Here is a 26,823-nt window from a genome sequence, read left to right on the forward strand (position 1 = left end):
ACACCTATGGTTCAGTCGCGAACCAACCGCCACACCGGCACGGCGGACCCACCCCGGCGCGACCGCTCCACCACCCCTGGCCGCCGCCCCGCGCCACCCGCGTCACCCGCCTCACTGCTGCGCCGACGGCGGCAGCCCCAGCGCCACCCCCGCCTTCGCCACCGGCGCCCCGCCCCGCACGCTCGGGCTGCGCCGGCTGCGCCGCTCGACCCACCGGGCGAGCCAGGAGAGCAGCAGGCACATCCCGATGTAGATCGGCGCGATCACGATCACCACGGGGATGAACGGGAGGTCGTAGTCGAGGTTGGTGGCGATCAGCTTGCCCGCGTGCAGGAACTCCTCGTAGGTGATGAGGAAGCCGAGCGAGGTGTCCTTGAGCGCGACCACCAGCTGGCTGATGATCGCCGGCAGCATCGCCCGGTTGGCCTGCGGCACCAGCACGTAGGTCATCACCTGGGTCTTGCGCAGCCCGAGCGCGTACGCCGCCTCCCGCTGCCCCTTCGGCACGGCGAGCACGCCGGCGCGGAACACCTCGGCCAGCACCGAGCCGTTGTACAGCACCAGCCCGGCCACCAGCGCCCAAAGCGGCTGCACCTTCAGCGCGACGAAGACGAAGAAGATCATCACCAGCAGCGGCATGGCCCGGAAGAACTCGACCACCAGCGTGGAGAACCAGCGCACCACCCGGTGGTCCGACAGCCGCCCGGCCGCGAACAGCGCCCCGAACGGCAGCGCGAACAGCACCGTCCAGCCGAACGCCTGCAGCGTGTTGCCGAGCCCGCGCAGCAGGAGGTCCTGGACGCCGCGGTACTCGAACGGCTCCCACTTCGCGTACGTGAACTGGTGGGTGTGGAACAGCATGTAGACGACCCACGCGATCAGCCCCGCGATCAGCACCAGCGCGACCACGCCATACGTCCGGTGCCGGGCGAGCGCCTTCGGGCCGGGGATGTCGTACAGCGCCGAGGATTCAACGGTCATCGCGACACCGCCAGTCGTCGTTCGAGCAGGTTGAAGACGGCACTGATGGCCAGGGTGATGATCAGGTAGCCGACGGCGATCCAGACGAACGTCCAGACGATGCTGTAGCCCAGCTCGTTGATGGTCCGGTAGGTGCCCAGCAGCTCGGTGACGCTGAAGGAGCCGGCGATCGCCGTGTTCTTCGCCAGCGCGATCAGCACGCTGCCGATCGGCGCGACCACCGAGCGGTAGGCCTGCGGCAGCACCACGAGCCCCATCGTCTGCCCGAAGGTCATGCCCAGGCTGCGCGCCGCCTCGCCCTGACCGAGCGGCACGGTGTTGACGCCCGAGCGCATCGCCTCGCAGACGAACGCCGAGGTGTAGCAGCCGAGCGCGAGCACCGCGAACGTGTAGAAGGGCAGCGTGATGTCGAACCGCGGCAGGCCCAGCACCACGATGAAGAACAGCAGGGTCAGCGGGGTGTTGCGCAGGATCGTCACCCACGCCGTGCCGAAGATCCGCAGCGGCTTCACCGGCGAGACCCGGAAGCTCGCGATCAGCACGCCCAGCACCAGCGACAGCACGGCGCTCACCGCGAACAGCGAGAGCGTGCCGAGGAACCCGTCCCAGTAGGTCGACCAGTTGTCGGTCAGCGTTTTCACGGCGCGGCCCCTCTCAGTACCGGTCGATCTGCGGCGGGGTCGGCGCGGGCTCCCCGGAGAGGCCGAGGGTCGCGTCGAACGCCTTCTTCCAGTCGCCGTTCTGCTCGTGCTGGGCCAGGGCGTCGTCCAGCGCGTACCGCAGCACGGTGTCGTTCTTCGGCGTCCCGATCCCGTACGGCTCCGTCGAGAACAGCGGTCCGACGACCTTGAGCTCGTCCGGCACCTTCGCCGCGTAGCCCAGCAGGATCGCGTTGTCCGTGGTGACGGTGTCGACCTGGCCGGTGATCAGGTTGTCCACGCAGGCCGAGTAGGTGTCGTAGCCGATCAGCTTCGCCTTCGGGTACTTCGACTGGATCCGCTGGTACGGGGTCGAGCCCGCCGCCGAGCACACCTTCTTGCCGTCCAGGTCCTGCGGGCCGTGGATGCTGTTGTCGTTCTTGCGCACCAGCAGCGACTGCCCGGCGACGAAGTACGGGCCGGCGAAGCCGACCAGCTTCTTGCGGTTGTCGTTGATGGTGTATGTGCCGACGTAGTAGTCCACCTGGCCGTTCTGCAGCGCGGTCTCGCGGTTGGCCGAGGCGATGGTCTTGAACTGGATCCGGTCCGGCGCGAACCCGAGCGAGGCCCCGACCATCTTGGCGATCTCGATGTCGAAGCCCGAGTACACGCCGGTGGCCGGGTTCTTCTGCCCCAGGTACGGCTGGTCCTCCTTGGCACCGACCACCAGGTGGCCGCGGCCGCGGGCCGCGTTCAGGGTGGGCGAGCCGGTGATCGCGGCGGCGTCCTGCACCTGGTAGCTGGGCAGGGCGCTGGGCTGCGGGCCCTTGGGCGGCGGGGTGCCGGCCTTGCCGCAGCCCGCCACCAGCACGGCGAGCACCAACGCGGCGGCGGCCCCGCCCTTCCTCGCCCCGGCCCTCTCCGTCCCAGCCTTCCTCGTCCCGGCCTTCTCCGCCGCCCTCGTGGTCACGGCCTTCCTCGCAACGGCCTTCCTCATCACCGGCGCCGCCTCAGTGCTTCAGGATCTTGGAGAGGAAGTCCCGGGCGCGCTCGCTCTCGGGAGCGCTGAAGAACGCCTCCGGGGCGCGGTCCTCGACGATCCGGCCGTCCGCCATGAAGACCACCCGGTTCGCCGAGGCCCGGGCGAAGCCCATCTCGTGCGTGACGACGACCATCGTCATGCCCTCGTGGGCGAGCTGGCGCATGACGTCCAGCACCTCGTTGATCATCTCGGGGTCGAGCGCCGAGGTGGGCTCGTCGAACAGCAGCGCCTTCGGGTCCATCGCCAGCGCGCGGGCGATCGCCACGCGCTGCTGCTGGCCACCGGACAGCTGCGCCGGGTACTTGCCGGCCTGATCGGCCAGCCCGACCCGCTCCAGCAGCGTCCGGGACTTGGCATCCGCCTCCGCCCTCGGCCGGCCGCGCACCTTGATCTGGGCGAGCGAGACGTTCTGCAGCACCGTCTTGTGCGCGAACAGGTTGAAGGACTGGAACACCATTCCGACCTCGGCCCGCAACCGGGCCAGCCCCTTGCCCTCCTCGGGCAGCGGCTCGCCGTCGATCAGGATGGTGCCGCCCTCGATCGGCTCCAGCCGGTTGATGGCCCGGCAGAGCGTGGACTTGCCGGAACCGGAGGGTCCGATCACCACGACGACCTCGCCGCGGCCGACCGTCAGCTCGATGTCCTGCAGGACGTGCAGGTCCCCGAAGTGCTTGTTGACGCCGCGCATCTCGATCAGCGGCGCGAAACCGGACGCGCCGCCCTGCGCGGGCCCGGGGTCGGCGGTCACCGGGCGCGCCGCCCCTTCAGCAGCCAGCCCAGCGCGCCGCCCGCGAGCAGGGTGGCCAGCAGGGCGATCCACAGCGGCGCGGTGACGGTGAAGACCCAGAACTGGATCTTCACCTTGTCGAGGTTGGCGAACAGGAACCACACCGCGAGGATGACGATGACGCCGATCCCGATGTACCGGGTGGGGATCCCGCCGATCTCGCTGCGCTGGGGGCCGGACGAGCCGCCTGAAACTTTGGTCACCGGAGCAGTCTGCGGGCCCGGACCCCGTTTTGCCCGGTTACGCGCCCTTCCGTGCGGGTGGAGTAACCCGCACGGGGCAATCCGGCCCCGTGCGGGTTTGGGGCGTTCCGGGCCCTGCGCTCGCCGCGCGGGACCGGAACGCTCCGGACCTGACGACCCCGGACCTGACGACCCCGGACCTGACCGGCACTACCGCTCGTCCCGCCAGGAGCGCCACAGCGCCGCGTACGGACCGCCGGCCGCGACCAGCTCCGGGTGGCTGCCGTACTCGCTGATCCGCCCGCCCTCGACCACCGCGATCACGTCGGCGTCGTGCGCGGTGTGCAGCCGGTGCGCGATGGCGATGACCGTCCGCCCCTCCAGCACCCGGGAGAGCGAGCGCTCCAGGTGCCGGGCGGCGCGCGGGTCGAGCAGCGAGGTGGCCTCGTCCAGCACGAGGGTGTGCGGATCGGCCAGCACCAGCCGGGCCAGGGCCAGTTGCTGGGCCTGCGGCGGGGTCAGCACGGCGCCGCCGGAGCCGACCTCGGTGTCCAGGCCCTCCGGGAGGGCGTCCACCCAGGCACCGGCATCCACCGCGTCGAGCGCGGCCCTCAGCTCGGTGTCATCGGCCCCGGGCGCGGCCAGCCGCAGGTTGTCCCGCAGCGTACCCACGAAGACGTGGTGCTCCTGGTTGACGAGCGCCACCTCGGCCCGGACCCGCTCGGCCGGCATCCGCGCGAGCGCCGCGCCGCCGAGCGTGACGCTGCCCCGGCCGGGCGCGTAGATCCCGGCCAGCAGCCGCCCGAGGGTGGACTTGCCCGCCCCGGACGGCCCGACCAGCGCCACCCGGCTGCCCGGGGCGACGTCCAGGCTGATCCCGTGCAGGACGTCCGCGCCCTCGCGGTAGCCGAACCGCACGTCCGTGGCCTCGACCCGGCGGCCGTCCGGGCGCGCGCCCTCGTCGCCCTCGTGCTCCGGCACCTCGCGGACGCCGACCAGCCGGGCCAGCGAGGCCTGCCCGATCTGCAGCTCGTCGTACCAGCGCAGGATCAGGTCGACCGGGCCGGTGAGCATCTGGGCGTACAGCACCCCGGTGGTCAGCTGGCCGACGGTGATCCAGCCGCGGAGGGTGAACAGTCCGCCGAGCACCAGCGTGGCCAGCACCGCCGAGGCGTAGACCGCGTCGACGGTCGGGAACCACACCGAGCGCAGCCACAGCGTGTACCGCTCCCAGGCCAGCCACTCGCGCAGCTTGCGGTCGGTCAGGCGGACCCGCTGGTCGCCCAGGCGCAGCGCCTCGACCGTCCGCCCGGCGTCCACCGTCTCGGCGAGCACGGTGTTCACCGCGGCGTACCCGGCCGACTCGTTGCGGTAGGACTGCGGCGCGCGCCGGAAGTACCAGCGGGAGCTGGCCAGCAGCAACGGCAGCCCGACCAGGGAGGTGAGCGCGAGCAGCGGCGAGGTGATCAGCAGCGCGCCGAGGACCAGCAGCAACGACACGACGGCGACCGCGAGTTCGGGCACCGCCTCGCGCACGGACTTGTCCAGCCGGTCGATGTCCGTGGTGCCCCGGGAGACGAGGTCGCCGGTGCCGGCCCGCTCCAGGACGCCGGTGGGCAGCGCGACCGAGCGGACCAGGAAGTCCTCGCGCAGGTCGGCGAGGACCCGCTCGCCGAGGATCGCGCCGCGCATCCGGGACCAGCCGGTGAAGGCGGACTGCACCGCCAGCGCCAGCAGGTACCAGGCGACGGCCACCCCGAGGGAGGCCCGCGCACCGTCCGGGGCCAGCGACTCGACCAGCCCGCCGAGCACCCACGGCCCGACCAGCCCGGCGAGCGTGGCCACCGAGTGCAGCGCCACCACCCCGGAGAAGGCCGTGCGGTGGCGCCGCGCGAGCAGCCGCAGGTACGCGCGCACGGCGGCCGGCGAGCCGACCGGCAGGGTGGCGGCCGGCCCCTGCTCCTGATGCAGAGGGGGCTTCATGACGTACTCCTCGCCGGCTTCGCAGGACAGTTGTTCGCAGCACAGTTGTTCGCAGGACGGTTGACGGACGTGCTCACGCGGCCCCCTCCCCGGCCCCCACGGAAGCCGCCTCCGCCCCGGGCACGGTCTCCCCGCCCCGGGCGGCCGCCCCCGCAACGGTCTTCCCCGCAACGGCCTCGCCCCGGGCAGGAGCCCCGGGCGCGGCCTCCTCGTCACGGGTGACCACCGACCGGTACGCGGGCTCGGTCCGCATCAGCTCGCGGTGCCGCCCGGCCACGACCGCCCGGCCGTCGCGGACCAGCACCACCCGGTCCGCCTGGTCGAGCAGCAGCGGGCTGGTCGCGAACACCACGGTGGTGCGCCCGGCCCGGACGTCGCGCAGCCCGGTGGCGATCCGCGACTCGGTGTGGGCGTCGACCGCGCTGGTGGGCTCGTCCAGGACGAGCACCGGCGGGTCGGCCAGCAGCGCGCGGGCCAGTGCGAGGCGCTGGCGCTGGCCGCCGGACAGCGACCGGCCGCGCTCGGTGATCCGGGCGCGCATCGGGTCTCCCCCGCACTCCGGCGAGCCCTCCACCAGGGCCTCCAGCACGTCGTCGGAGCGGGCGGCCGCGAGCGCCTCGGCGACCGGGACCCGGCCCGAGGACGGGATGTCGAACAGCCCGGCCAGTGTGCCGGAGAGCAGTACCGGCTCCTTGTCGTGGACCAGCACCGCGGCTCTCGCCTCGGCCAGCGGCACCGCGTCCAGCTCCGTCCCGCCGAGCCGGGCGGAGGGCTGCCGTTCCTCCTCGGCCGTCGGGACGTGCCCGCCGAGCCGCTCGGCGAGCGCTCCGGCGAAGTCCGGATCGCCGCAGACCACGGCGGTCAGCTCGCCGGCCCGCGCGGTCAGCCCCGTCACCGGATCGTGCAGGTCGCAGGTGCCCGGCCGGGTGAGCGCGGCCTCGGCCGCGCCGCTGGTCCGGCGCAGCGAGAGCACCCGGACGGCCCGGCCCGCGGAGACCCGGGCCACGCTCCAGGCGTGCGCGGCCTCGCCGAGGATCCGCAGCGGCGCCGCCAGGAAGGCGGTCGCGCCGTACACGGCGATCAGGGTGCCGACGGCGAGTTCCCCGGAGGCCGCCAGCCGGGCCCCGTACCAGGTGACCCCGACGACGAACAGGCCCGGCAGCAGCACCTGTTGGGCCTGCATCAGGGACCACAGCCGGGCCGAGCGGACGGCCGCGGCGCGGACCTTCTGGGAGGCCGCGCGGTAGCGCTCCAGGAACAGTTCTTCGCCGCCGATGCCGCGCAGCACCCGCAGCCCGGCGACGGTGTCGGCGGCCAGTTCGGTGGCCTTGCCGCCGAGCGCGCGCTGCTTCTCGTAGCGCCGCTCGAACGGCCCGATCAGCGGCCAGACGGAGGCCGCGAGCACCGGCACGCCGAGCAGCACGCCGAGGCCGAGCACCGGCTCGGTCACCAGCACGACCGCGCTGACCGCCAGCCAGACGATCACCGCGGCCCGGACGCGGGCGACGAGCTCGACGTACCAGCCGATCCGCTCGACGTCCCCGCTGCCGACCGCGACGACCTCGCCGGTGGCGATCCGCCGGGACAGCCCGGCGCCGAGGTGCGAGGCCTGCCGGGCGACCAACTGCCGTACGTGGGTGGCGGCGTGGATCCAGTTCCAGACCGCCTGGCGGTGCAGCAGGACGGTGCCGAGCGAGGCGACGGCGGCGAGCAGCACCACGAGGGCGCCGGCCCGCCAGATCCCGCCCGCGTCGCCGTCCACGGCGGCCTGGACGCCGTGTCCGAGCGGTACGGGCAGGGCGGCCTGACCGCCCATCTCCAGCAGCGCCCAGCAGGTGGAGAGCACCTGCCCGCGCCGCTGGGCGCGCTGGAGCCAGCGCAGGAAGGCGAGGGGTGAGGAGAGGTCGGGGCGGCCGGGATCGGCCAGGGGGAGGGGGGCGAGCGGCATGACACTCCGATGCCGGTGGTTCGGGGGACGGTCCTGGGGTGGCCCGGTCGGCGCGCGGAGCGGCGGCACGCGAAACGGCGGCACGCCGGTTCGGCGGCACGCGGCCTGCGGCGAGCAGTCCGCGGTGCGCACGGTCCGGGAGGCTTCGGGATGGTTCGAGGCGCCGCGCGCCACGGGCGGCGCGGGCCACGGCGACGGAAACGCGCCCGGCAGCGGCCGGGGCTGACTGGGGAGGGCACGAAGGGCCCGTGTCTCAGGAGGTCATGGCCGCGAGCCTGCCAACCCCGGTGTGATCCGCGCAACAGGTTTTCCGGGCCCGCCCCCGCGGTTCCCCGCCCGGACGGCCCCCGGCCCCGGAAGGTTCACCCGAACGGCGGGAACAAACACTCCATGAGTTCCGGTTGCCCCACTGGAACCCATGGTCGACCAGGAGGGCACCCCTTCCCGTGAGCAACATCCCCACCGTGACCCTGAACGACGGCACGCGGATCCCGCAGCTCGGCTTCGGCGTGTGGCAGGTCCCGGACGCGGAGGCCACCCCGGCCGTCCGCGCCGCCATCGAGGCGGGCTACCGCTCGATCGACACCGCGGCGATCTACGAGAACGAGACGGGCACCGGCCAGGCCGTCACCGAGGCGCTGGCCGGCGGCGTGGCCCGCGAGGACCTCTACATCACCACGAAGCTGTGGAACTCCGGCACCCGCGACTGGTCCGGCGCGCAGGGCCGGGACGCGGTCCTGCGCGAGTTCGACGCCTCGCTGGCCAAGCTCGGCCTGGAGTACGTCGACCTCTACCTGATCCACTGGCCGCGCCCGATGCACGGCACCTACCCGAACGTCTGGAAGGCGCTGGAGCAGCTCAAGGCCGACGGCCGGGCCCGCTCCATCGGCGTCTCGAACTTCGGCCCCGAGCAGCTGACCCGCCTGGTCGACGAGGCCTCGGTCGTCCCGGCGCTCAACCAGGTCGAGCTGCACCCGTACTTCCCGCAGACGGAACTGCGCGCCTTCCACGCCGAGCACGGCATCGCCACGGAGGCGTGGAGCCCGCTGGGCCAGGGCAAGGACCTGCTCGCCGAGCCGGCGCTGGTGAAGATCGCCGAGAAGCACGGCCGCACGGTCGCCCAGGTCGTGCTCCGCTGGCACCTGCAGAGCGGCATCATCGCGATCCCGAAGTCGGTCACCCCCTCCCGTATCCGGGAGAACCTGGACGTGGCCGGCTTCGAGCTGGACGCGGAGGACCTCGCCGCGATCGCCGGCGTCGCCACCGGCGAGCGCATCGGCCCGGACCCGCAGGGCTTCGACTGGAACTGAGCCCCGCCCGGCCGCGAGGCCGGGACGCCGGGCACCCGTAGCCAGGCGTCCCTGACCGGGAACCCGTAGCCACCGGACCAGCGGTCATATCGAAAGACCGCCCACCCCGTTGAGGAGTGGGCGGTCTTCGACATGCCCGGAAGGGACTCGTGCCGCAAATATGTGAGCACACAAGCACACGATCACTACGACACGAGCCCGAAACCCTCCCCGACCCACCCCCGTCCGACCCGACCCCTGACCCGGGATCGTCCGTACGTTGGCGAATCGTTTTGGCTGGAGCTCAAAAGGGCGGAGGCTAGAGCCTGGCGGCCTTGCCGATCAGCGCGAGCGCCGGAGCGTGCTCGTGCTCGTCCAGCGGCGCCAGCAGCAGCTGCTGGACCTTGGCGACGCCGGCCGCCGAGCGGTGCAGCAGGTCCTGTCCCGCCGGCGAGAGCGAGAGCAGGTTGCGCCGCCCGTCCGAGGGGTCGCGGCGGCGCTGCACCAGACCGCGGCGGACGAGACGGCTCACCATCTCGGCCATCGTGGCCTTGTCCAGCGAGGCCAGCTCGCCGACCGTGCGCTGGTCCGCGCCCGGTTCCAGCTCCAGCGCGTCGAGCACCGCGTACTGCGGAGCGGTGAGCTCCGCACCGACGTGCTCCGACCAGAGCTTGGTGTGCACCTGCTGGCTCACCCTGATCAGGTAACCGATCGCCCGCTGGGCGTCCAGTATCGGCCGCGCGTCGCTGTACACGACCGCCGCGGGCTCCAGCCTGGCTATCTTGGCCATCACCCGGACGATCTCGACCTGCTCGTCCGCGCCGAGCGGCTCGAACAGGGTGCGCTGCACGCGGACCACGCCTCCGGTGGCCTCGCGCACCGCCTGGGCCCCGCTCTGCGACAGAGCGAGGAGTTTGCGCCGGCCGTCGGCCGGGTCGCGCCTTCTCAGCACCAAGCCGCGGCGGACCAGCCGCGCGACCATCTCCGCCATCGTGGCCTTGTCGAGCGAGGCACGCTCGCCGACCGTCCTCTGGTCCGCGCCCGGTTCCAGCGCGAGGACCAGCAGGACGGCGAACTGCGGAGCCGTGAGATCGGCTCCGACGTGTTCGGACCACAGTCGCGTGTGGACCTGCTGTGCAACGCGGATGAGGTGTCCGGGCGACTGCTGCAGTCGCGCAGACACGCGGGTCGTCGGGATCTCCCCCAGCACCATGTATCCGTCCCGATGTCACACCCGGTGTGTGTGGGACACCCGGGTGGGGCAGTAACGGCGAGTGGGCGTCCCGCTATGAGGGAGGGCGCTCCAGCCGTGCAGCCGGTGGCTGCTGGCGGACACTATACAAACGGCTGGCCCTCGCTGGCAGGCAGGGGCGGATAGTAGACGCAGGTTCGGCAACATTGGCATATTTACGCGCCGCCACGCCTTCTCGGTAACCCGTTCTCAGCAGAAAGCCGACCGGTCGGTCCTTACCCACCGTCACCTGCGCGTCTCCGCTCTGGCCGCCCTTCCTACTCGCCGGTAGGGTGTGGCCAGCGTCACCCGGGGACGCCCTTCCCTGGGAAAATCCTGAGAGAGACGAGAGCGAGCATGACCGAGCAGAGCACCCCCCGGGTCGCCGTCGTCACCGGCGCCGGACGCGGCCTGGGCGCCGCCACCGCCCTCCGACTGGCCGCCGACGGCTACGCGGTCGCCGTCCTCGACCTGGACGAGGCGGCCGGCAAGGACACCGTCGACCGGATCACCGCCGCGGGCGGCCGGGCCCTCGCGGTCGGCGCCGACGTCTCGGACGCCGGGCAGGTCCAGGCCGCCGTGGACCGCGTGGTGGCCGAGCTCGGCGCCCCCGTCGTCCTGGTCAACAACGCCGGAGTGCTCCGCGACAACCTGCTCTTCAAGATGTCCGAGTCCGACTGGGACACGGTCATGAACGTCCACCTGCGCGGCGCCTTCCTGATGACCCGCGCGGTGCAGAAGCACATGGTGGACGCGGGTTTCGGCCGCATCGTCAACCTGTCCTCCTCGTCCGCCCAGGGCAACCGCGGCCAGGCCAACTACTCGGCCGCCAAAGCGGGCCTGCAGGGCTTCACCAAGACTTTGGCCATCGAGCTCGGCAAGTTCGGCGTCACCGCCAACGCCGTGGCCCCGGGCTTCATCGCCACGGACATGACCGCGGCCACCGCGGCCCGGGTCGGCATGGACTTCGAAGACTTCAAGCGGGCCGCAGCCTCTCAGATCCCGGTCCAGCGGGTCGGTCTGCCTGAGGATGTGGCCCACACCATCTCCTTCCTCGCGAGCGAGGGCGCCGGCTTCGTCTCCGGTCAGGTGATCTACGTCGCGGGCGGCCCCCTCGACTGACCCCTCTGCTGGGCACGGAACCTACACAGGGTGACCATGGGGCGGGCGGCCGGGCGGACCGGCCGGCCGCCCCGTTCTTTTTACCGAGCCTTTTGAAGGATGATTCGAACACCACACGGACTTTCGATCGGGGATTAGCCGAAATCACTCCCCGGACCATCCCCTGCCGACCGGATTGTCGATTTCCCGGGGAAATGACAATTACCCCCGAAATGGCACCGGACGGATGGGTAGGGTCACCCCCGTGCAAGCCCCGAGTGCCTCCCGGCAATTCCCGAAGCAGGGCCCGGAGAACACCTCCCGCCGCCCCGGCCGGCCGTCCCCGGGGCGGCCCGTGCGCCCGGCCCCGGACGGCCGCGCGCCGCTCGGCCCGACCACCGCCGAGCCCGGCTGGCCCCCGATGAGCCGCCGCCGCGCGCTCCTGCTCCTCGCCACCTGCGCCTGCTACCTGCTGGTACTCGCCGGTGTACTCCTCAACACCGCCCTCGTCGACCTCGACTGGTCGGTCCGCCTGCTGCGCCCCTACGAGCGCTGGCCCGGCCTGGAGCCGCTGCTCGGCACCTGGGTGGTGGCCGGCCAGCGCGGCCCCTCCGCGATCGCCGCCTTCGCCTGGCTCGCCTGGCGCGCCCACCGGCTCGGCCGGCTGCGCCCGCTCCTGGTGATGGGCGTCGCCCTGCTGCTGCTCAACGTCACCGTCGGCGCCGTCAAGATCGTCACCGGCCGGCTCGGCCCGCACTACGCCCAGTACGTCGGCTCCCCCGAGCTCTTCTCCGGCGGCACGATCTTCCCGTCCGGCCACACCGCCAACGCCGTCGTCACCTGGGGTGTGCTGGCCTACCTCGCCGTCCGCTGGCGCCGCACCGGCGCGCTGATCGCCGCCGCCACCGCCTGCTCGATCGGCCTGACCACCGTCTACCTGGGCACCCACTGGGTCACCGACGTCCTGGCCGGCTGGGCCGCCGGACTGCTGGTGCTGCTCTCGCTGCCGCTGCTGGAGCCGCTCGTCACCACGGCCGAGGAGTGGATCACCAGCCGCAGGCGCCGGAGCCGAAACCGAAGCGGGAGCCGGAGCCGCCGGGACGTCCGGAACCGATGAACGACGGCCGGGTCAACGGCCCGGTACGGCGCCTCACCCCTCCCAGCTACGCTCCACCACGCCGTCGCGCACCGCGAGGTTGAGCCGCCCCTCCCGGTACTCCATGGTGATCATCGCGTCCGGCTCCAGCACCCGGACCGAGGCCCACCCGTGCCGCCGGGCCAGTTCCCGCGCCCGCTCGATCCGCAGTCCCGCGTAGCCCTCGGCGTCCCCCTCCGGCCCGTCCCAGGCGTGGCCCGCGCCCCCCTGATCGCCGCCGCCGGCCCCCGGTCGTTCCCCGCCCGATCCCGTCATCGCCCCTCCCCGGCCCGTCCCTCGGACGTACGCTGGAATCGTAGCCCGCACCCGTGCGGCCGGGAGGTGAACGGGCATGCGCACCACGACCCCGCGGCGCTGGCGCAGCGGCACCGAGCCCTCGACCGCCCGCAGCGACCTCAAGCTCCGCTACCTGCTGTCGCTCACCTTCACCCCGCTGTTCGCGATCGCGACGGTGGCCTTCGCGGTCTGGGCGGCCAACTCCCCGTCGTACGGGGCCCCGAGCAGCGGCACCCTCACCGGCTTCGCGGTCGTGATGGGCCTGCTCACCCTGTTCGCCGCCGTCGATCTCGTCGTGGTCATCCGGCGCCGCCGGACCGAGCTCTGACGCGGTGTCTCCCCCGGAGCGGGAAGTCGGCCGGGCCGGCTTCCCGCTCCTTCCGGCAACGGCCGTCAGCGGTTGCCGACCGCCTGCTTCACCAGCGTCCGCCCGAAGTCCCACATCAGCCCGCTCCCCCGGTGTGCGTCGTCCATGACGTCGGTGAACGCCGTGACGAACCGGTCGACGTCCCGCTCGGTGATGATCAGCGGCGGGATCAGCTTGATCACCTCCAGGTGGTCCCCGGACACCTGGGTCAGGATCCGGTGGCGCTGGAGCAGCGGCACGACCACCATCTGGGCGAACAGCCCCTTGCGGGCCGCCTGGAGCGCGGTCCACCCGGTGCGCAGCTTGAGCGACCTGGGCCGGCCGAACTCGATGCCGATCATCAGCCCCTTGCCGCGCACCTCGGCCAGCAGCTCGTACCTGTCGACGAGCGCGGCGAGCCGCTCCCGGAAGTGGTCGCCGACCTGCCGGGCGTTCTCGACCACCTTCTCGTCGCGCATGACCTCCAGGGTCGCGAGCCCGGCCGCCATCGCCTGGGCGTTGGAGCCGAAGCTGGCCGAGTGGACGAGCACGCGGTCCATCGAGGAGTACACCTTCTCGAAGATCCAGCCCTTGCCGAGCGTCGCCCCGACCGGCACGTAGCCGCCGGAGAGCGCCTTGGCCGCGCAGACCAGGTCGGGCAGCACGCCCTCCTCGTACTGGTAGGCGAAGAACTCCCCGGTGCGGCCGATCCCGGTCTGTACCTCGTCGCAGATCAGCAGCGCCTTGTGCTCGTGCAGCAGGTCCTGGGCCGCCCGCAGCCAGCCGGGCGGCGGCGCGAGGACGCCCTTGCCCTGGATCGGCTCGACGATCAGCGCCGCGACGTCGCCGCGCTTCAGCTCCTTGGCCAGCGCGCCGAGGTCGCCGAGCGGGATGGCGGTGTCGGGCAGCAGCGGGTCGAAGCCCTTGCGGAAGCCGTTCTCCCCGTTGACGGAGAGCGAGCCGACGGTCAGCCCGTGGAAGGCGTGGTCGGCGTAGAGGATCCGCTTGCGGCCGGTGGCGTAGCGGGCGAACTTGAGCGCGGTCTCGACCGCCTCGGTGCCGCTGTTGCCGAAGAACACCCGGTCCAGCCCCGGCGCGTACGAGAGCAGCCGCTCGGCCAGCAGCCCGGGCAGCGGCGAGCAGTCGAAGCGCACGAGGTCGGGCAGGTCGAGGTCCATGACCTGCTGGACCGCCGAGCGCACCACGGGGTGGTGGCGCCCGAGGGCGAAGATGCCGAAGCCGGCCAGCATGTCGAGGTACTCGTTGCCCTCGGCGTCGTAGAAGTACGGGCCCTGCGCGCGCTCGTAGTACTTGTCGAAGCCGATGGTGTGGAGCATCCGCGGCAGCTGCGGGTTGAGGTAGCGGCCGTGCAGCTCGTACCGCTCGCCGCCGCGCTCGGCGATCAGGGCGGCGAGGTCGAAGGCGGTGCGGTCGGGGTCAGCCGGCATGGCGCGGGTTCGCTCCTCTGGTCGGTAGCAGGTTCTTGGCGAAGACGGCGGTCTGGGCCGCGACCCCGGTGCCGGTCAGCCCGGCCTCCTCCAGGACCTCGCCGCGGGCCGCGTGGCCGAGGAACTCCTGGGGCAGGCCGAGCACCCGCACCGGGACGTCGACGTCGGCGTCGCGCAGCGCCTGGGCGACGGCGGCGCCCACGCCCCCGGTGCGCCCGTTGTCCTCGACGGTGACCACGAGCCGGTGGGCGGCGGCGAGTGCGGGCAGCGCCGGGTCGACGGGCTTGACCCACCGCGGGTCGACGACGGTCGCGGCGAAGCCCTCGGCGATCAGCAGCCGGGCGGCGTCCAGGCAGGCCGGCGCGGTGGTGCCGACGGCGACCAGGAGGATCTCGGGCAGGTCGCCGGTGCGCAGCAGCACATCCACGCCGCCGACGCGTTCGACGGCCGGGACGGCGGGCCCGATGGTCGCCTTGGGGAAGCGCACGACGGTGGGGGCGTCGGCCACGTCGACGGCCTCGCGCAGCTGGGCGCGCAGCTGGTCGGCGTCGCGCGGGGCGGCGAGCCGCAGGCCCGGCACGACCTGGAGGATCGACATGTCCCACATCCCGTTGTGCGAGGCGCCGTCGGGCCCGGTCACCCCGGAGCGGTCGAGGACGAAGGTGACGCCGAGCCGGTGCAGGGCGACGTCCATCAGGACCTGGTCGAAGGCGCGGTTGAGGAAGGTCGCGTAGACGGCGACGACGGGGTGCAGCCCGCCGGTGGCGAGCCCGGCGGCGCTGGTGACGGCGTGCTGCTCGGCGATGCCGACGTCGAAGGTGCGTTCGGGATGGGCCTTGGCGAACCGTTCCAGCCCGACCGGTTGGAGCATCGCCGCGGTGATCGCCACGACGTCGGGCCGCTCGGCGCCGAGCGCGACCATCTCCTCGCCGAACACCGAGGTCCACGAGACGCCGCCGCTGGGCGAGATCGGCAGGCAGGTGTAGGGGTCGATCGGGTTGACGGCGTGGAAGCGGTCGGCCTCGTCCTGTTCGGCGGGGCGGTAGCCGCGTCCCTTGACGGTCAGGCAGTGCACGATGACCGGGCCGCCGAAGCCCCGGGCCTGGCGCAGCGCCTGTTCGACGGCGCCGAGGTCGTGGCCGTCGATCGGGCCGAGGTACTTGAGCCCGAGGTCCTCGAACATGCCCTGTGGGGCGAACGCGTCCTTGAAGCCCTTCTTGGCGCCGTGCAGCGCGTCGAAGATCGGCTGGCCGACCAGCGGGGTTCGTTGCAGCGCGCCCTTGCCGAGGGCGAGGAAGCGCTCGTAGCCCTGGGTGGTGCGCAGGGTGGCGAGGTGGTGGGCGAGGCCGCCGATCGTCTTCGCGTAGGAGCGCTCGTTGTCGTTGACGACGATGACGAGCGGCCGGTCCTTCGCGTCGGCGATGTTGTTGAGCGCCTCCCAGGCGAGCCCGCCGGTGAGCGCGCCGTCGCCGATGACGGCGACGGTGTGCCGGTCGTGCTGGCCGAGCAGCTGGGCGGCCTTGGCGAGGCCGTCGGCGTAGGAGAGGGCGGTGGAGGCGTGCGAGTTCTCGACGAGGTCGTGCTCGGACTCGGCGCGCGACGGGTAGCCGGACAGGCCGCCCTTCATCCGCAGCCGGCTGAAGTCCTGGCGCCCGGTGAGGAGCTTGTGGACGTAGCTCTGGTGTCCGGTGTCGAAGACGATCCGGTCGTACGGGGAGTCGAAGACCCGGTGCAGGGCGATGGTCAGCTCCACCACGCCGAGGTTCGGGCCGAGGTGCCCGCCGGTCCGGGTGACGGCGTCGATCAGGAAGTCGCGGATCTCGTCGGCGAGCAGCGGCAGTTCGGCGGCGGGGAGCTTTCGCAGGTCGGCCGGGGACGTGACGCTGGAGAGCAGTGACATGGGTACACCTCACGACTCGAGTGGTGCGGTGGTGCCTTCGCCCCCGAGGGGCGGGGCCGGCCCGGGCACGGCGCCCGGGCCGGTCTGGAGCGACCGGGTCCGCCGGAGCGGCTCCGGTCAGCGGCCGCGGTTGGCGCTGACGGTCTCGGTGATCGCGCGCAGCGATTCCTTGAGCGAGCCCATGGTGGCGAGCACCGCCGTCGGCTCGTAGCCGCAGTGGGCCATGCAGTTCTCGCAGCGGGGGTCCTTGCCGCGGCCGTACTTGCTCCAGTCGGTCTTCTCGACCAGCTCGCGGTAGGTGGGCACGTACCCGTCGGCCATCAGGTAGCAGGGCCGCTGCCAGCCGAAGAGCGAGTAGTTGGGGATGCCCCACGGCGTGCACTCGAAGTCCTTCTTGCCCTCCAGGAAGTCCAGGAAGAGCGGACTGTGGTTGAGGCGCCAGCGCTGCCGGTTGCCGCCGGCGAAGGCCTTGCGGAACAGCTCGCGGGTCTGGGTGACGCCGAGGAAGTGCTCCTGGTCGGGGGCCTTCTCGTAGGCGTAGGCCGGGGAGATCATCATCTCGTCGACCTTGAGCTCGTCGTTGAGGTAGTCCAGCACCTCGATGACGGTCTGCGGGGTGTCGGTGTTGAAGAAGGTGCTGTTGGTGGTGACCCGGAAGCCGCGCCGCTTGGCCTCCTTGATGGCCGCCACCGCCTCGTCGAAGGTGCCCTCCTTGGCCACCGACTCGTCGTGCCGCTCGCGCATGCCGTCGATGTGCACGGCGAAGGTGAAGTAGGGCGAGGGCCGGAACTTGTCGATCTTCTTGCGCAGCAGCAGCGCGTTGGTGCACAGGAACACGTACTTGCGGCGCTCCACCAGCTGCCGGACGATCTCGTCGATCTGCGGGTGCATCAGCGGTTCGCCGCCGGCGATCGAGACCATCGGCGCGCCGGACTCCAGCACCGCGCCGACCGCCTGGGCGACCGGCATCCGCTGCTTCAGCACGCCCGCCGGGTGCTGGATCTTGCCGCAGCCCTCGCACGCGAGGTTGCACGCGAACAGCGGTTCCAGCTCGACGATCAGGGGGAACTTGTCCCGCCGTTTGAGCAGCTTCTGCTGCATGAGGTAGGTGCCGACCCGCACGGTCTGGCGCAACGGCATGGCCATGGCTAGCTCGCCTCCTGGGGGAGCGTCGAGGATGTGGGGTGGTGCGGTTCCCTGCGGTCCGGGAGGTCCTGCCGGTACCAGTCGACGAGGGCGGGAACGGTCGCGCGGAGGGTCCGCCAGGCGCGCACCCCCGCGGGGAGCGTCCCGGGCCGCAGCAGCTCCCGCTCGGGGGTGTCCACGACCACCCGCAGGACGGCCGCGGGCAGCGCGGGCCGCAGCTCGTGCAGCGCGGCGAGGACGGCGGCGGCCTCCATGTCGACGGCGAGCGCGCCCTGGAGGTACAGGGCCCGCCGTTCGAGGCCGCGGACGACGTGGTCGGCGGTGTGGTGCACCCCGGTGTGCACGGCCAGCCCGCGCTCCTTGAGCGCCCGGGCGAGGTCGGCGGCCGAGCGGACGGCGAACAGGTTGCCCTCCGCGTTGCGCACGCCGTCGGCGACGACGACGTCCCCCGGGGCGATCCCGGGGCCGACGGCCGCGCCGAAGCCGGCCACCACGACCGCGCCGTAGCCGCCCGGGGCGGAGCCGAGCACCCGGCGCACCGCGTGGCCGGCCCGCCGCCGGCCCACCCCGGTGCGCAGCAGCACCGGCGGCCCGCCCGCCGAGCCGCGCCAGTTCCCGCCGCGCAGGGCCCAGACCTCGGGGCCGAGCGCGCAGAGCACCAGCAGGGGCGGGGTGGTCACCGGGACGCCCCGATCACCGGGCCGGCGCCCTCCCGCAGGACCGCCGGACCGCCGCCCAGGTAGCGGCCGAGGGCGGTGACGGGGAAGACCAGCCGGTACAGGTGGTAGTTGATGGAGAAGTCCCACGGGAAGCCGGTCCCGGTGAACTGCGGCTCGTCCCACGTGCCTTCGGGCAGCTGGGTGCGCACCAGCCAGTCGACCCCGCGCTCCACCGCCGGGTTGGCCCGACGCTCGGGGCCCTCGCCGGCCGCGAGCAGCGCCATCAGCGCCCACGCGGTCTGCGAGGCGGTCGAGTCGCCGCGCCCGGCCCAGCGCGCCGGGTCGTCGTAGGAGCGCATGTCCTCGCCCCAGCCGCCGTCGGCGTTCTGGCGGTCCTCCAGCCAGCGGACGGCCTGGCGGATCGCCGGGTGCTCGTCCGGCACGCCGGCCGCGACGAGGGCGGGCAGCACCGAGCCGGTGCCGTAGATGTAGTTGGTGCCCCAGCGGCCGAACCAGGAGCCGTCGGCCTCCTGGTTGCGCAGCAGCCACTCCACGCCGCGCCGGGTGCGCGGGTCCCGCGCCTGGCCGACCTCGGCGAGCATCTCGACGACGTGCGCGGTGACGTCGGCGGACGGCGGGTCGACGACCTCGCCGAAGTCGCAGAACGGCAGCTTGTTCGGCAGGGTGCTGGTGTTGTCGACGTCGAAGGCGCCCCAGGCGCCGTTCTTGGACTGCATGCCGAGGTTCCAGCGCACTCCCCGGTCCACCGCCCCGTCGACCTTCGCCGGATCGGGGTGGGCGACCCGGCGCAGCGCGAGCACCACCTCGGCGGTGTCGTCGATGTCGGGGTAGGTGTCGTTCTCGAACTCGAACGCCCAGCCGCCCGCCTCCAGCGAGGGCCGCCGCACGCTCCAGTCGCCGCGCTTGCGGATCTCCTCGCCGAGCATCCAGTCGACGGCGGTCACCAGCGCCGGGTGGTCGGCCGGCAGTCCGGCGTCGACCAGGGCGATGGTGGCCAGGCAGGTGTCCCAGACCGGGGACTGGCAGGCCTCCAGCCAGCGCATGCCGTCCTCGGTGTGCACGGTGAAGCGGTCGAAGGCGGTGAGCCCGGCCTGCATCACCGGGTGCTCCAGCTCGTAGCCCTCCAGGTGCAGGGCGATCAGCGAGTAGACGGCGGGCGGCTGGATGCCGCCCCAGCAGCCATCGGCCTCCTGCCGCTCGACGATCCAGCGGCAGGCCTGGGCGATGGCGTGCTTGCGCAGCGGGCGCAACGCGCGGTGGTGGTAGGCGTGCAGGACCTTGTCGAGGCGCTCGAAGAGGCCGTCCCAGCTGGTGGCGGGGGCGAGCGGCCGGTCGGGGAAGGGGTCACCGGGGTCGGTGTGCAGCTCGGTGAGCGCGAAGGGCGCCGGGCGGACCGGGCGGTGGGCCGAGACGACGGTCAGCGGGACGATGGTCTGGCGGGCCCAGCAGCCGAAGGCGTAGATGTTCAGCGGCAGCCAGCGGGGCAGGAAGATGATCTCGGGCGGCATCTCGGGCAGCCGCTCCCAGGGCCACCAGCCGAAGAGCGCGAGCCAGATCCGGGTGAAGACCCGGGCGGCGGCGATGCCCCCGGCGGAGCGGACGTAGCGCGCGGCGGCAAGCATGTGCGGTGCGTCCGGGTCGTCGCCGGCGAGTTTGAGGGCGACGTACGCCTCGACGGTCGTGGACAGTTCGGGCGGCCCGCCGTGGAAGGTGGCCCAGGTGCCGTCCTCCCCCTGCTGGGAGCGGATCCAGTCGGCGGTGGCCGCGGTCTGTTCCTCGGTGCGGATCCCGAGGAACTGCCGGAGCAGTAAGTCCTCGGCGTCCATGGTGACGTTGGTCTCCAGATCGCCCTTCCACCAGCCGTCCGGACTCTGCAGCGAGAGCAGGTGGGCGGTGGCCCGGGCCAGCGCGTCCCGGGCGTCGGCCGGACCCGGGGCCGCTTCCCCGCCCGGTGGGGGCGGGGCGGGGTCCTCGGGCCGCCACAGTCCGGTGCCCAGCAGGGCCGGGGGGCGGTCGCCCACCGCGACCGGCTCGGGATCGTACTCAGGGTCGAGCCGGCCGTCCGCGGTTGCTGTCAACGTAACGTCACCTCTCTCGTACCACCACGAATTCGGCGAGTGCGACGAAGTGCTCGCGCACCGGGTCGGACATGGGCACCTCGTCGAGAGCGGCGAGGGCGGTCGTGTGCTGGCGGCGGGCCTCCTCCTGGGTCCAGGCGCGGCCGCCGGCCTGCTCGATCAGCGCGGCCCGGGCGGCGAGCTCGGGCTCGCTCTCCTCCCCGCGGCCCGAGGGGTCGGCCAGCTGCTCGGCCAGGCGGCGCGACGCGGCGCCGCCCTCGGCGAGGGCGGCGGCGACCGGCAGGGACTTCTTGCGCTGGCGCAGGTCGCCCCAGTGCGGCTTGCCGGTGACCTCGGTGGCGCCCCAGATGCCGAGCAGGTCGTCCACCGCCTGGAAGGCCAGGCCCAGGTGGTGGCCGTAGCGCTGGAGCGAGCCGGAGACCTCGTCGTCGGCCCCGGCCAGCACGGCGCCGATCGCCGAGGCGGCGGCGAGCAGGGCGGCGGTCTTGCCGCCCTCCATCTCCAGGCACTCGGCGACGGTGACGCTGTCGCGCTGCTCGAAGGCGACGTCCATCGCCTGCCCGTCGATGAGCCGGCGGGTGGCGGTGGTGAGCAGCCGGACGGCGCGCGAGGCGTCGGCGGCGCTCGCCGGACCGGCCGCGCCGGCGTCGAGCAGCACCTCCGTCCCGAGCGTCGCCAGGGCGTCGCCGACCAGGATCGCCTGGGCCGGGCCGAAGACCGTCCAGGCGGTCGCCCGGTGGCGCCGGGTCTCGTCACCGTCCATCAGATCATCATGGAGCAGGGAGAAGTTGTGTACCAGTTCAACGGCGACCCCGCCGGGCACTCCCACCTCGGCGGACGCACCCGCCGCCTGGGCGGACAGCAGGGCCAGCGCCGGGCGCACGGCCTTGCCGCCGTCGCCCTTCACGGCCGTGCCGTCCCGGTCGATCCAGCCGAAGTGGTACGCCGCGACGGTGTCCATCGGTGCGGCCAAACGGGCGACGGCGGCGCGCAGCGGCGGGGTGCAGAGCGTGCGGCTGCGGGCCAGCAGCTCCGGCACCGAGACCGGTTCGGCGTGCGCCGTGCCTCCAGCGGCGGTGCCGGTGCGTGACTCCACGTGCGTTCCCTCTCCCTGGTGGTGCCGGACCGCGCGGGCCGGCCGGATGCTTGCGGTGTCGGCGCGCCCGGGGTGCCCGGCGCGTCCGGGGGGACGGGCGCCGGCTCTCGCGGGGTCGCCGGCGACGGGGCCGCTGGTCACCTCGGCCACCTCCCGTCGCCCCGGTCCACCGGGCGGCGGGCGCCTGAGGCGGCGAGCGCCGCGTCGGCCGCGGCGTGGCCGCTGCGCACGGCCCCCTCCATCGTCGCGGGCCAGCCCGTGGCCGTCCACGAACCGGCCAGCAGCAGGCCGGGCACGCGGGTGCCCGCCGAGGGGCGCAGCGCCGCGGTGCCGGGGGCCGGGTCGAACGTGGCGGTGCGCTCGCGGGTGACGAAGAAGTCCAGCACCTCGGCGCCCGCCGCGGCGGGCAGCAGCCGGGCGAGCTCCGGGAGGTACCGCTCGCGCAGCTCGGCGACGGGCAGGTCGATCTCGTCCCGCACGGCGGACTGGGAGAGCGCCAGGTACTGGGCGCCGGGGTGCTCGCGGCCGAGCGGCGTGGCGGCCAGTCCGGAGTGGTCGGTGCGGTCGAAGACCCACTGGACCGGGGAGTCGAGCGCCGCGAAGAAGGGGCGGCGCAGGACCTTGCGGTCGTAGACGACGTGGACGTTGAGGATCGGCGAGGTGCCGAAGCCGGCCAGGCGCTCCTGTGCGGGGATCGCGTCCGGCGGCAGCAGGGCGGCCGCGCTGTCCTGGGCGCCGGCCAGGACGACGGTCTCGGCGGTGAGCAGCTCGCCGCCCTCCAGGCGTACGGCGTGCTGCTGCGCGCCGGGCTTGAGCTCCGCCGCGCGGGCGCGCAGCAGCACCGTCACGCCCGCGCGCTCCAGCTCGGCGAGCGCCCGGTCGTGGTGGATGGTGCCGAGCGGGACGGCGGCGACGCCGATGTCGGAGGCGCCCGGGTCGGAGAGCAGGCCGGTCTTGAACACCATGGCCGCGAGGGCCAGCGACACGTCGTCCGCGTAGGCGTTCAGGGTGGCGACGCCGACCAGGTCCCACAGGGCGGCGAGGGTCCGCTCGTTCTGCCCGTGGCGGCGCAGCCACGCGCCGAAGGACGTGCCGTCCAGCGCCGGGTCCGCCAGGTCGAGGCGCTGGAGGGCGAGCGCGCCGCGGACCACCCGGGCGCGGTCGGCCGGGCCGAGGTGCGGGTAGCGGGCGAGGCTGCCGGCCAGGTGCAGCGGGACCGGCAGGCCGGCCCGGCGCAGCCGGCCGAGGGTGCGCACGGGCGCCTCGGCCGGGCCGGTGACGGAGAGCACCGGGACGTCGAGCCGCTCCTGGAGGTGGGTGAGGCGGGTGGCGCCGAGCCGGTCGAGCAGGCCGCGGTAGGCGGTGCAGCAGCGCAGGTAGACGTGCTGGCCGTTGTCGACGGTCAGCTCGCCGCGCCGGAAGGAGAAGGCGAGGCCGCCGAGCCGGGGCCGCCCCTCCACCAGGGTGACCCGCTGCCCTGCCTCGGCCAGGCGCAGCGCGGCGGTGATCCCGGCCAGGCCGCCGCCGACCACGACGGCGGCCGGGCGCGCGGCATCGGCTCGCCCGGTCATCGGCCCTCCCCCTCGCGATCGCTGGACCGCCCGGCGGCGGCTGCCGTGGTCGGCTCGGTCGTGGACAACGCGGCTCTACCCATGCGTGATTCCCCGCTGACACAGCGTGACAGAACTGCGGCGAGAATCAAGAACGCCCCCCGGCGAGCCCGGAAAGCGCCACGTACGCCTTCTCCCAGCCCGGCAGCGAGACCCGGCCGCGCAGCACCGACTCGGGGTCGGCCGCGATCCGGCCGAGCAGCCGGTGGTAGATGCCGGCCATCGCGGCCGTGCAGGCCCGGCTGCGGCGGTCGAGCATCGGCAGCAGCCGCAGGCCCTCCTCGAACGCGGCCTGCGCCCGGGCGGCCTCGAAGGCGACCAGGCCGGTGAAGTCCGCGCCGGCCGGCGGCCTGGGCTGGGCGAAGCCCTCCTGGCAGCCGAACCGGACCAGGTCCTCGGTGGGCAGGTAGGTGCGGCCGTTCAGGGCGTCCTCGCGCAGGTCGCGCAGGATGTTGGTGAGCTGGAGCGCGAGCCCGAGGGTGTCGGCATAGTGCGCCCCGCGCTCGGGGTCGTCGCAGCCGTACACGCCGAGCGACAGCCGGCCGATCGCGCCGGCCACGCAGCGGCAGTAGACCTTGAGCTCCTCGTACGTCTGGTACTCGGCGCCCTTGAGGTCCATCTCGACGCCGTCGATCAGTTCGTCGAAGCCGCCGATCGGGATCGGGAAGCGACGGGCCGCGTCCGCGAGGGCGACCTTGATCGGGTCGGTGTCGTCCTCGGCGACCTTGCCGGCGCGGACGTCGTCCAGCAGTTCGCGGGTGCGCAGCAGTGCCTCGGCCTTGCGGTCGGCGGGCAGGTCGCCGTCGCCGATGTCGTCCACCCGGCGGGCCAGGGCGTACAGGGCCGACATGGCCAGCCGCTTGGGCTCCGGCAGCAGCCGGATGCCGTAGCTGAAGTTGCGCGCCTGGAGTCCGGTGACTGCCTCGCAGTACCGGTAGGCCGCCATGACCTGGGCCGACGCCAGTGGTGATGCCGCCACTCGGGCGTTCACCTTCCCTTCGCGAAGATGGCCGCCGCCTTCGCTGCGAGGCGGCGCTTGTCCGGCTTCGCCTGCTGGGCGAGCACGTCGTACCCGGCGTCCTCGACGGCCGCCAGGGCCGCGTAACCACCTGCGGTGAATCCCGCCAGGAGCAGTCGAAGCCTCCCCCGAACCGTACCTACCAGCGGCGCGCCGCGGTCGAGCAGGGTGCGGGCCCGCTCGGCCTCGAAGGCGATCAGCTCGCGGACCGGGCCGTCGGCGCTCGGCGCGGCCAGGTCGGCCTCGGTGACGCCGAAGCGCTCCAGGTCCTCGGCGGGCAGGTAGATCCGGCCGCGGGCGAGGTCCTCGGCGACGTCCTGGAGGTGTTCGACCACTTGGAGGGCGGTGCAGATCGCGTCGGAGAGCCCGACCCGCTCGGGCGTCGAGACGCCGGCGATGGCGAGCACCAGTCGGCCCACCGGGTCGGCGGAGAGCGTGCAGTAGCCGACGAGGTCGTCCCAGGTGGCGTAGCGGGCGGTGGTCTGGTCGACCCGGTTGGCCTCGATCAGGCGGCGGAAGGGCTCGGGGGTCAGTCCGTGCCGGTCGACGACCGGGACGAGGGCGCGCATCAGCGGGTGCCGGGGCCGGTCGGCGCCGCCCGGGCGCAGCGCCGTCTCGAACACCCGGTCGAGGTCGCGGTCCAGTCCGTCGAGCAGGGCGAGCCGGAAGGCGACCTCGTCGGGAGCGGGCGGGCCGCACTGGGCCGAAGGGGTGGTGGCGGACGCCGGGAAGGGGGTGTCGACGCCGAGGAGGCGGGCGGCGCCGGCCGGGTCGGCGAGGTCGCCGTCGCCCGCGTCGTCGACCAGCCGGGCGAAGCCGTAGACCGCCATCAGGTCACCGCGCCAGGCGGCGGGCAGGAAGAAGGGGGCGACCGGGAAGTTCTCCGCGCTCGCCTTCTCCAGGGTCGCCCCCGCGGTCTGGTCCACGGGCTCGTTGCTGGGCTGGGCCGAAGCCGACACTGCTGTCACTCCCCCGTTCTACACCGATGGGCATCACCGGCCCGACTCGGACACGCGTCCGAGCACGGGCGTCACGTCCGGCACACGCCCCCCGCGCGGCTCGGGTGCTACGGGCGCTCGCCGCGCTCGTAGCGGCCGACGACCTCGTCGGTCGGGCCGTCCATGACCAGCTCGCCGTGCTCGATCCAGATGGTCCGCTCGCAGACCTCGCGGATCGAGCTGTTGTCGTGGCTGACCAGGAAGACCGTACCGGCCGACTGGCGCAGCTCCTCGATCCGCTTCTTGCTGCGCTGCTGGAAGGCCTGGTCGCCGGTGGCCAGCGCCTCGTCGATCAGCAGCACGTCGTGGGTCTTCGCCGCGGCGATGGAGAACCGCAGGCGGGCGCCCATGCCGGAGGAGTAGGTGCGCATCGGCAGGGAGATGAAGTCCCCCTTCTCGTTGATGCCCGAGAACTCGACGATGTCCTGGTAGCGGCGCCGGACCTCGGCCGGCGGCATGCCCATCGCGAGGCAGCCGAGGACGACGTTGCGCTCACCGGTGAGCTCGTTCATCAGGGCCGCGTTCACGCCCAGCAGCGAGGGCTGGCCGTTGGTGTAGATGCCGCCCTTCTCGGTCGGCAGCAGGCCCGCGATGGCGGCCAGCATGGTCGACTTGCCGGAGCCGTTCGAGCCGATCAGGCCGACCGCCTCGCCCTTGTAGGCGGTGAAGCTGATGCCGCGCACGGCGTGCACCTCGCGCACGCCGGCCGAGCGCTTGCGGCTGACGATGCGGCTGAGCGCCGAGGTCGCGCTGCCCTTGCCGGAGCCGGCGCCGTGCACGCGGTAGACGATGTGCACGTCGTCGACGACGACGGTGGGCTCGCGGGCGACGTCGGTGTCCCGGACGGTGTTCTTGTTCAGGTCTGCGTCAGCCACGGCCGTACTCCTCCTCGGCCTTCCAGAAGAAGACGTATCCGACGATGAACATCCCCACGCCCCAGGCGATGCCGTACATCCACTGGTGCGGCGGGATCGTCTGGTGGGCGGGCTGGTGGTGGTTGTAGATGATCGGCGCGAAGGCGTGCCGCAGCAGGTCCATGTAGACCGAGGCCGGGTTGACGGCCATGATCGTCTGGATGTAGTGGGGCCAGGTGCTGACCTTGTCCTGGATGCTGAACATCACGCCGGACAGGAACATCCAGGCGCGCATCACGAACGGGATCAGCTGGGAGATGTCACTGGTCTTGGCGCCGATCCGGGCGAAGATCAGGGAGACGCCGGTGTTGAACATCGTCTGCAGGAGCAGCGCCGGGATGATCAGCAGCCAGGTGCGGCCCGGCGTGATGCCGGCCGCCAGGACGGTGGCGACCAGGACCACCATCGAGATCAGCAGCTGCTGCAGCTGGATCACCGTGAAGGCGATCGGCAGGCAGGCGCGCGGGAAGTGCAGCGCGCGGATCAGCCCGAGGCTGTCGGAGATCGCCCGGGTGCCGGACTGCACCGCGTTCTGGGTGAACTGGAAGACGAAGACGCCGATGCACAGCCACGCGATGTAGGTGTTCGGCGGGAAGTTGTCCTTGCTCTTCAGGATCACGCCGAAGACCAGGTAGAACACCGCGCAGTTCAGCAGCGGGGTCACGACCTGCCACAGCTGGCCGAGCTTGGCATCGGTGTACTGCGCCACCAGTCGGGCGGTGGCGAAGGCCCAGATGAAGTGGCGCCGGGCCCAGAGCTGCTTGGTGTAGGCGAAGAGGCCGGGCCGCCGGCCGCTCACGGCCAGGCCGTACTTGTCCGCAAGCTGCTTGGGGGTCAGGCCCGCGTCCGCCCCCCTGGGGGCTGAGAGGCTGACGGGTTCACTCACTGTCGACACATTCGTCCTTCACGCGGGATCGGTCGGGGCGGCCGGTCGGCGGGGGTCCGCCGGCCTTGCGCCGATGGGGATCCACTGGG

24 protein-coding genes are annotated in these 26,823 nt (G+C 73.1%); 4 read left to right on the forward strand and 20 right to left on the reverse strand.

Annotation, left to right across the window (positions count from 1 at the left end):
- Window positions 1–111: 111 nt before the first annotated feature.
- The 7 genes from ACFV4F_RS16350 to ACFV4F_RS16380 form a co-directional block, all read right to left on the reverse strand.
- Window positions 112–981: an amino acid ABC transporter permease gene (locus ACFV4F_RS16350; protein ID WP_380442184.1), complete on the reverse strand. Its 870-nt coding sequence runs from the start codon at window positions 979–981 to the stop codon at window positions 112–114.
- On the reverse strand, window positions 978–1,622 hold the full coding sequence (locus ACFV4F_RS16355; protein WP_380442186.1) for an amino acid ABC transporter permease: 645 nt from the start codon (window positions 1,620–1,622) through the stop codon (window positions 978–980). The genes ACFV4F_RS16350 and ACFV4F_RS16355 overlap by 4 nt, the downstream gene beginning before the upstream one ends.
- Before the next feature lie 13 nt (window positions 1,623–1,635).
- Window positions 1,636–2,589 carry a glutamate ABC transporter substrate-binding protein gene (locus ACFV4F_RS16360; RefSeq protein WP_380503019.1) on the reverse strand — a complete coding sequence of 318 codons (954 nt, stop codon included), beginning with the start codon at window positions 2,587–2,589 and terminating at the stop codon, window positions 1,636–1,638.
- 40 nt (window positions 2,590–2,629) lie between these two features.
- Window positions 2,630–3,349: an amino acid ABC transporter ATP-binding protein gene (locus tag ACFV4F_RS16365; protein WP_380490073.1), complete on the reverse strand. Its 720-nt coding sequence runs from the start codon at window positions 3,347–3,349 to the stop codon at window positions 2,630–2,632.
- A gap of 56 nt (window positions 3,350–3,405) precedes the next feature.
- Window positions 3,406–3,651: a LapA family protein gene (locus ACFV4F_RS16370; RefSeq protein ID WP_380442188.1), complete on the reverse strand. Its 246-nt coding sequence runs from the start codon at window positions 3,649–3,651 to the stop codon at window positions 3,406–3,408.
- A 189-nt stretch (window positions 3,652–3,840) separates the two neighbouring features.
- The gene (locus ACFV4F_RS16375) at window positions 3,841–5,613 is read right to left on the reverse strand and encodes an ABC transporter ATP-binding protein (protein WP_380503022.1); all 1,773 of its coding nucleotides are present in this window, start codon (window positions 5,611–5,613) and stop codon (window positions 3,841–3,843) included.
- Window positions 5,614–5,686: 73 nt separating this feature from the next.
- A complete protein-coding gene (locus tag ACFV4F_RS16380; protein ID WP_380489210.1) occupies window positions 5,687–7,561 on the reverse strand; it encodes an ABC transporter transmembrane domain-containing protein in 1,875 nt (624 codons plus the stop codon).
- Between the two features lie 446 nt (window positions 7,562–8,007).
- Between ACFV4F_RS16380 and ACFV4F_RS16385 the strand changes: the two genes are divergently transcribed.
- Complete coding sequence (locus ACFV4F_RS16385; protein ID WP_380442194.1) at window positions 8,008–8,871, forward strand: aldo/keto reductase; 864 nt, start codon at window positions 8,008–8,010, stop codon at window positions 8,869–8,871.
- 298 nt (window positions 8,872–9,169) lie between these two features.
- Here the strand turns inward: ACFV4F_RS16385 and ACFV4F_RS16390 are convergent, their stop codons facing one another.
- On the reverse strand, window positions 9,170–10,033 hold the full coding sequence (locus tag ACFV4F_RS16390; RefSeq protein ID WP_380442196.1) for a MarR family winged helix-turn-helix transcriptional regulator: 864 nt from the start codon (window positions 10,031–10,033) through the stop codon (window positions 9,170–9,172).
- A 405-nt stretch (window positions 10,034–10,438) separates the two neighbouring features.
- Here ACFV4F_RS16390 and fabG point away from each other — a divergent pair, with 405 nt between their 5' ends.
- On the forward strand, window positions 10,439–11,203 hold the full coding sequence (gene fabG, locus ACFV4F_RS16395; protein ID WP_380489214.1) for a 3-oxoacyl-ACP reductase FabG: 765 nt from the start codon (window positions 10,439–10,441) through the stop codon (window positions 11,201–11,203).
- Window positions 11,204–11,447: 244 nt separating this feature from the next.
- Window positions 11,448–12,299: a phosphatase PAP2 family protein gene (locus ACFV4F_RS16400; RefSeq protein ID WP_380503025.1), complete on the forward strand. Its 852-nt coding sequence runs from the start codon at window positions 11,448–11,450 to the stop codon at window positions 12,297–12,299.
- Between the two features lie 33 nt (window positions 12,300–12,332).
- Here the strand turns inward: ACFV4F_RS16400 and ACFV4F_RS16405 are convergent, their stop codons facing one another.
- A complete protein-coding gene (locus tag ACFV4F_RS16405; RefSeq protein WP_380442202.1) occupies window positions 12,333–12,593 on the reverse strand; it encodes an I78 family peptidase inhibitor in 261 nt (86 codons plus the stop codon).
- Window positions 12,594–12,669: 76 nt separating this feature from the next.
- Here ACFV4F_RS16405 and ACFV4F_RS16410 point away from each other — a divergent pair, with 76 nt between their 5' ends.
- Entirely contained in the window at window positions 12,670–12,942 is a 273-nt protein-coding gene (locus ACFV4F_RS16410) for a DUF6343 family protein (RefSeq protein ID WP_380442204.1), read from the forward strand.
- A 65-nt stretch (window positions 12,943–13,007) separates the two neighbouring features.
- On the opposite strand, the gene ACFV4F_RS16415 is transcribed toward ACFV4F_RS16410, so the two are convergent.
- From ACFV4F_RS16415 to ACFV4F_RS16465, 11 genes are all read right to left on the reverse strand, one after another.
- Complete coding sequence (locus tag ACFV4F_RS16415; RefSeq protein WP_380489223.1) at window positions 13,008–14,408, reverse strand: aspartate aminotransferase family protein; 1,401 nt, start codon at window positions 14,406–14,408, stop codon at window positions 13,008–13,010.
- Window positions 14,398–16,308, reverse strand: a complete 1,911-nt coding sequence (dxs, locus tag ACFV4F_RS16420; protein WP_380503028.1) for a 1-deoxy-D-xylulose-5-phosphate synthase — start codon at window positions 16,306–16,308, stop codon at window positions 14,398–14,400. Before dxs ends, ACFV4F_RS16415 begins: the two co-directional genes overlap by 11 nt.
- Window positions 16,309–16,425: 117 nt before the next feature.
- Window positions 16,426–17,454 carry an adenosyl-hopene transferase HpnH gene (hpnH, locus tag ACFV4F_RS16425; protein ID WP_359958036.1) on the reverse strand — a complete coding sequence of 343 codons (1,029 nt, stop codon included), beginning with the start codon at window positions 17,452–17,454 and terminating at the stop codon, window positions 16,426–16,428.
- Between the two features lie 2 nt (window positions 17,455–17,456).
- Window positions 17,457–18,134 (reverse strand): 1-hydroxy-2-methyl-2-butenyl 4-diphosphate reductase, encoded by a 678-nt coding sequence (locus tag ACFV4F_RS16430; protein WP_380503031.1) that lies wholly within the window; start codon window positions 18,132–18,134, stop codon window positions 17,457–17,459.
- On the reverse strand, window positions 18,131–20,212 hold the full coding sequence (gene shc, locus ACFV4F_RS16435) for a squalene--hopene cyclase (RefSeq protein WP_380442213.1): 2,082 nt from the start codon (window positions 20,210–20,212) through the stop codon (window positions 18,131–18,133). The genes ACFV4F_RS16430 and shc overlap by 4 nt, the downstream gene beginning before the upstream one ends.
- Before the next feature lie 7 nt (window positions 20,213–20,219).
- Complete coding sequence (locus ACFV4F_RS16440) at window positions 20,220–21,308, reverse strand: polyprenyl synthetase family protein (protein WP_380503034.1); 1,089 nt, start codon at window positions 21,306–21,308, stop codon at window positions 20,220–20,222.
- Between the two features lie 137 nt (window positions 21,309–21,445).
- Window positions 21,446–22,879 (reverse strand): hydroxysqualene dehydroxylase HpnE, encoded by a 1,434-nt coding sequence (gene hpnE, locus ACFV4F_RS16445; RefSeq protein WP_380489233.1) that lies wholly within the window; start codon window positions 22,877–22,879, stop codon window positions 21,446–21,448.
- Window positions 22,880–23,006: 127 nt separating this feature from the next.
- Entirely contained in the window at window positions 23,007–23,864 is an 858-nt protein-coding gene (gene hpnD / locus ACFV4F_RS16450) for a presqualene diphosphate synthase HpnD (RefSeq protein WP_380442235.1), read from the reverse strand.
- Between the two features lie 41 nt (window positions 23,865–23,905).
- A complete protein-coding gene (gene hpnC, locus ACFV4F_RS16455; protein ID WP_380503037.1) occupies window positions 23,906–24,862 on the reverse strand; it encodes a squalene synthase HpnC in 957 nt (318 codons plus the stop codon).
- Between the two features lie 140 nt (window positions 24,863–25,002).
- On the reverse strand, window positions 25,003–25,809 hold the full coding sequence (locus tag ACFV4F_RS16460) for an ABC transporter ATP-binding protein (RefSeq protein ID WP_380442220.1): 807 nt from the start codon (window positions 25,807–25,809) through the stop codon (window positions 25,003–25,005).
- Window positions 25,802–26,743: an ABC transporter permease gene (locus ACFV4F_RS16465; protein ID WP_380503040.1), complete on the reverse strand. Its 942-nt coding sequence runs from the start codon at window positions 26,741–26,743 to the stop codon at window positions 25,802–25,804. The genes ACFV4F_RS16460 and ACFV4F_RS16465 overlap by 8 nt, the downstream gene beginning before the upstream one ends.
- Window positions 26,744–26,823: the final 80 nt, after the last annotated feature.

The sequence above is a fragment of the Kitasatospora sp. NPDC059722 genome (assembly GCF_042733235.1).
Lineage (GTDB): Bacteria > Actinomycetota > Actinomycetes > Streptomycetales > Streptomycetaceae > Kitasatospora.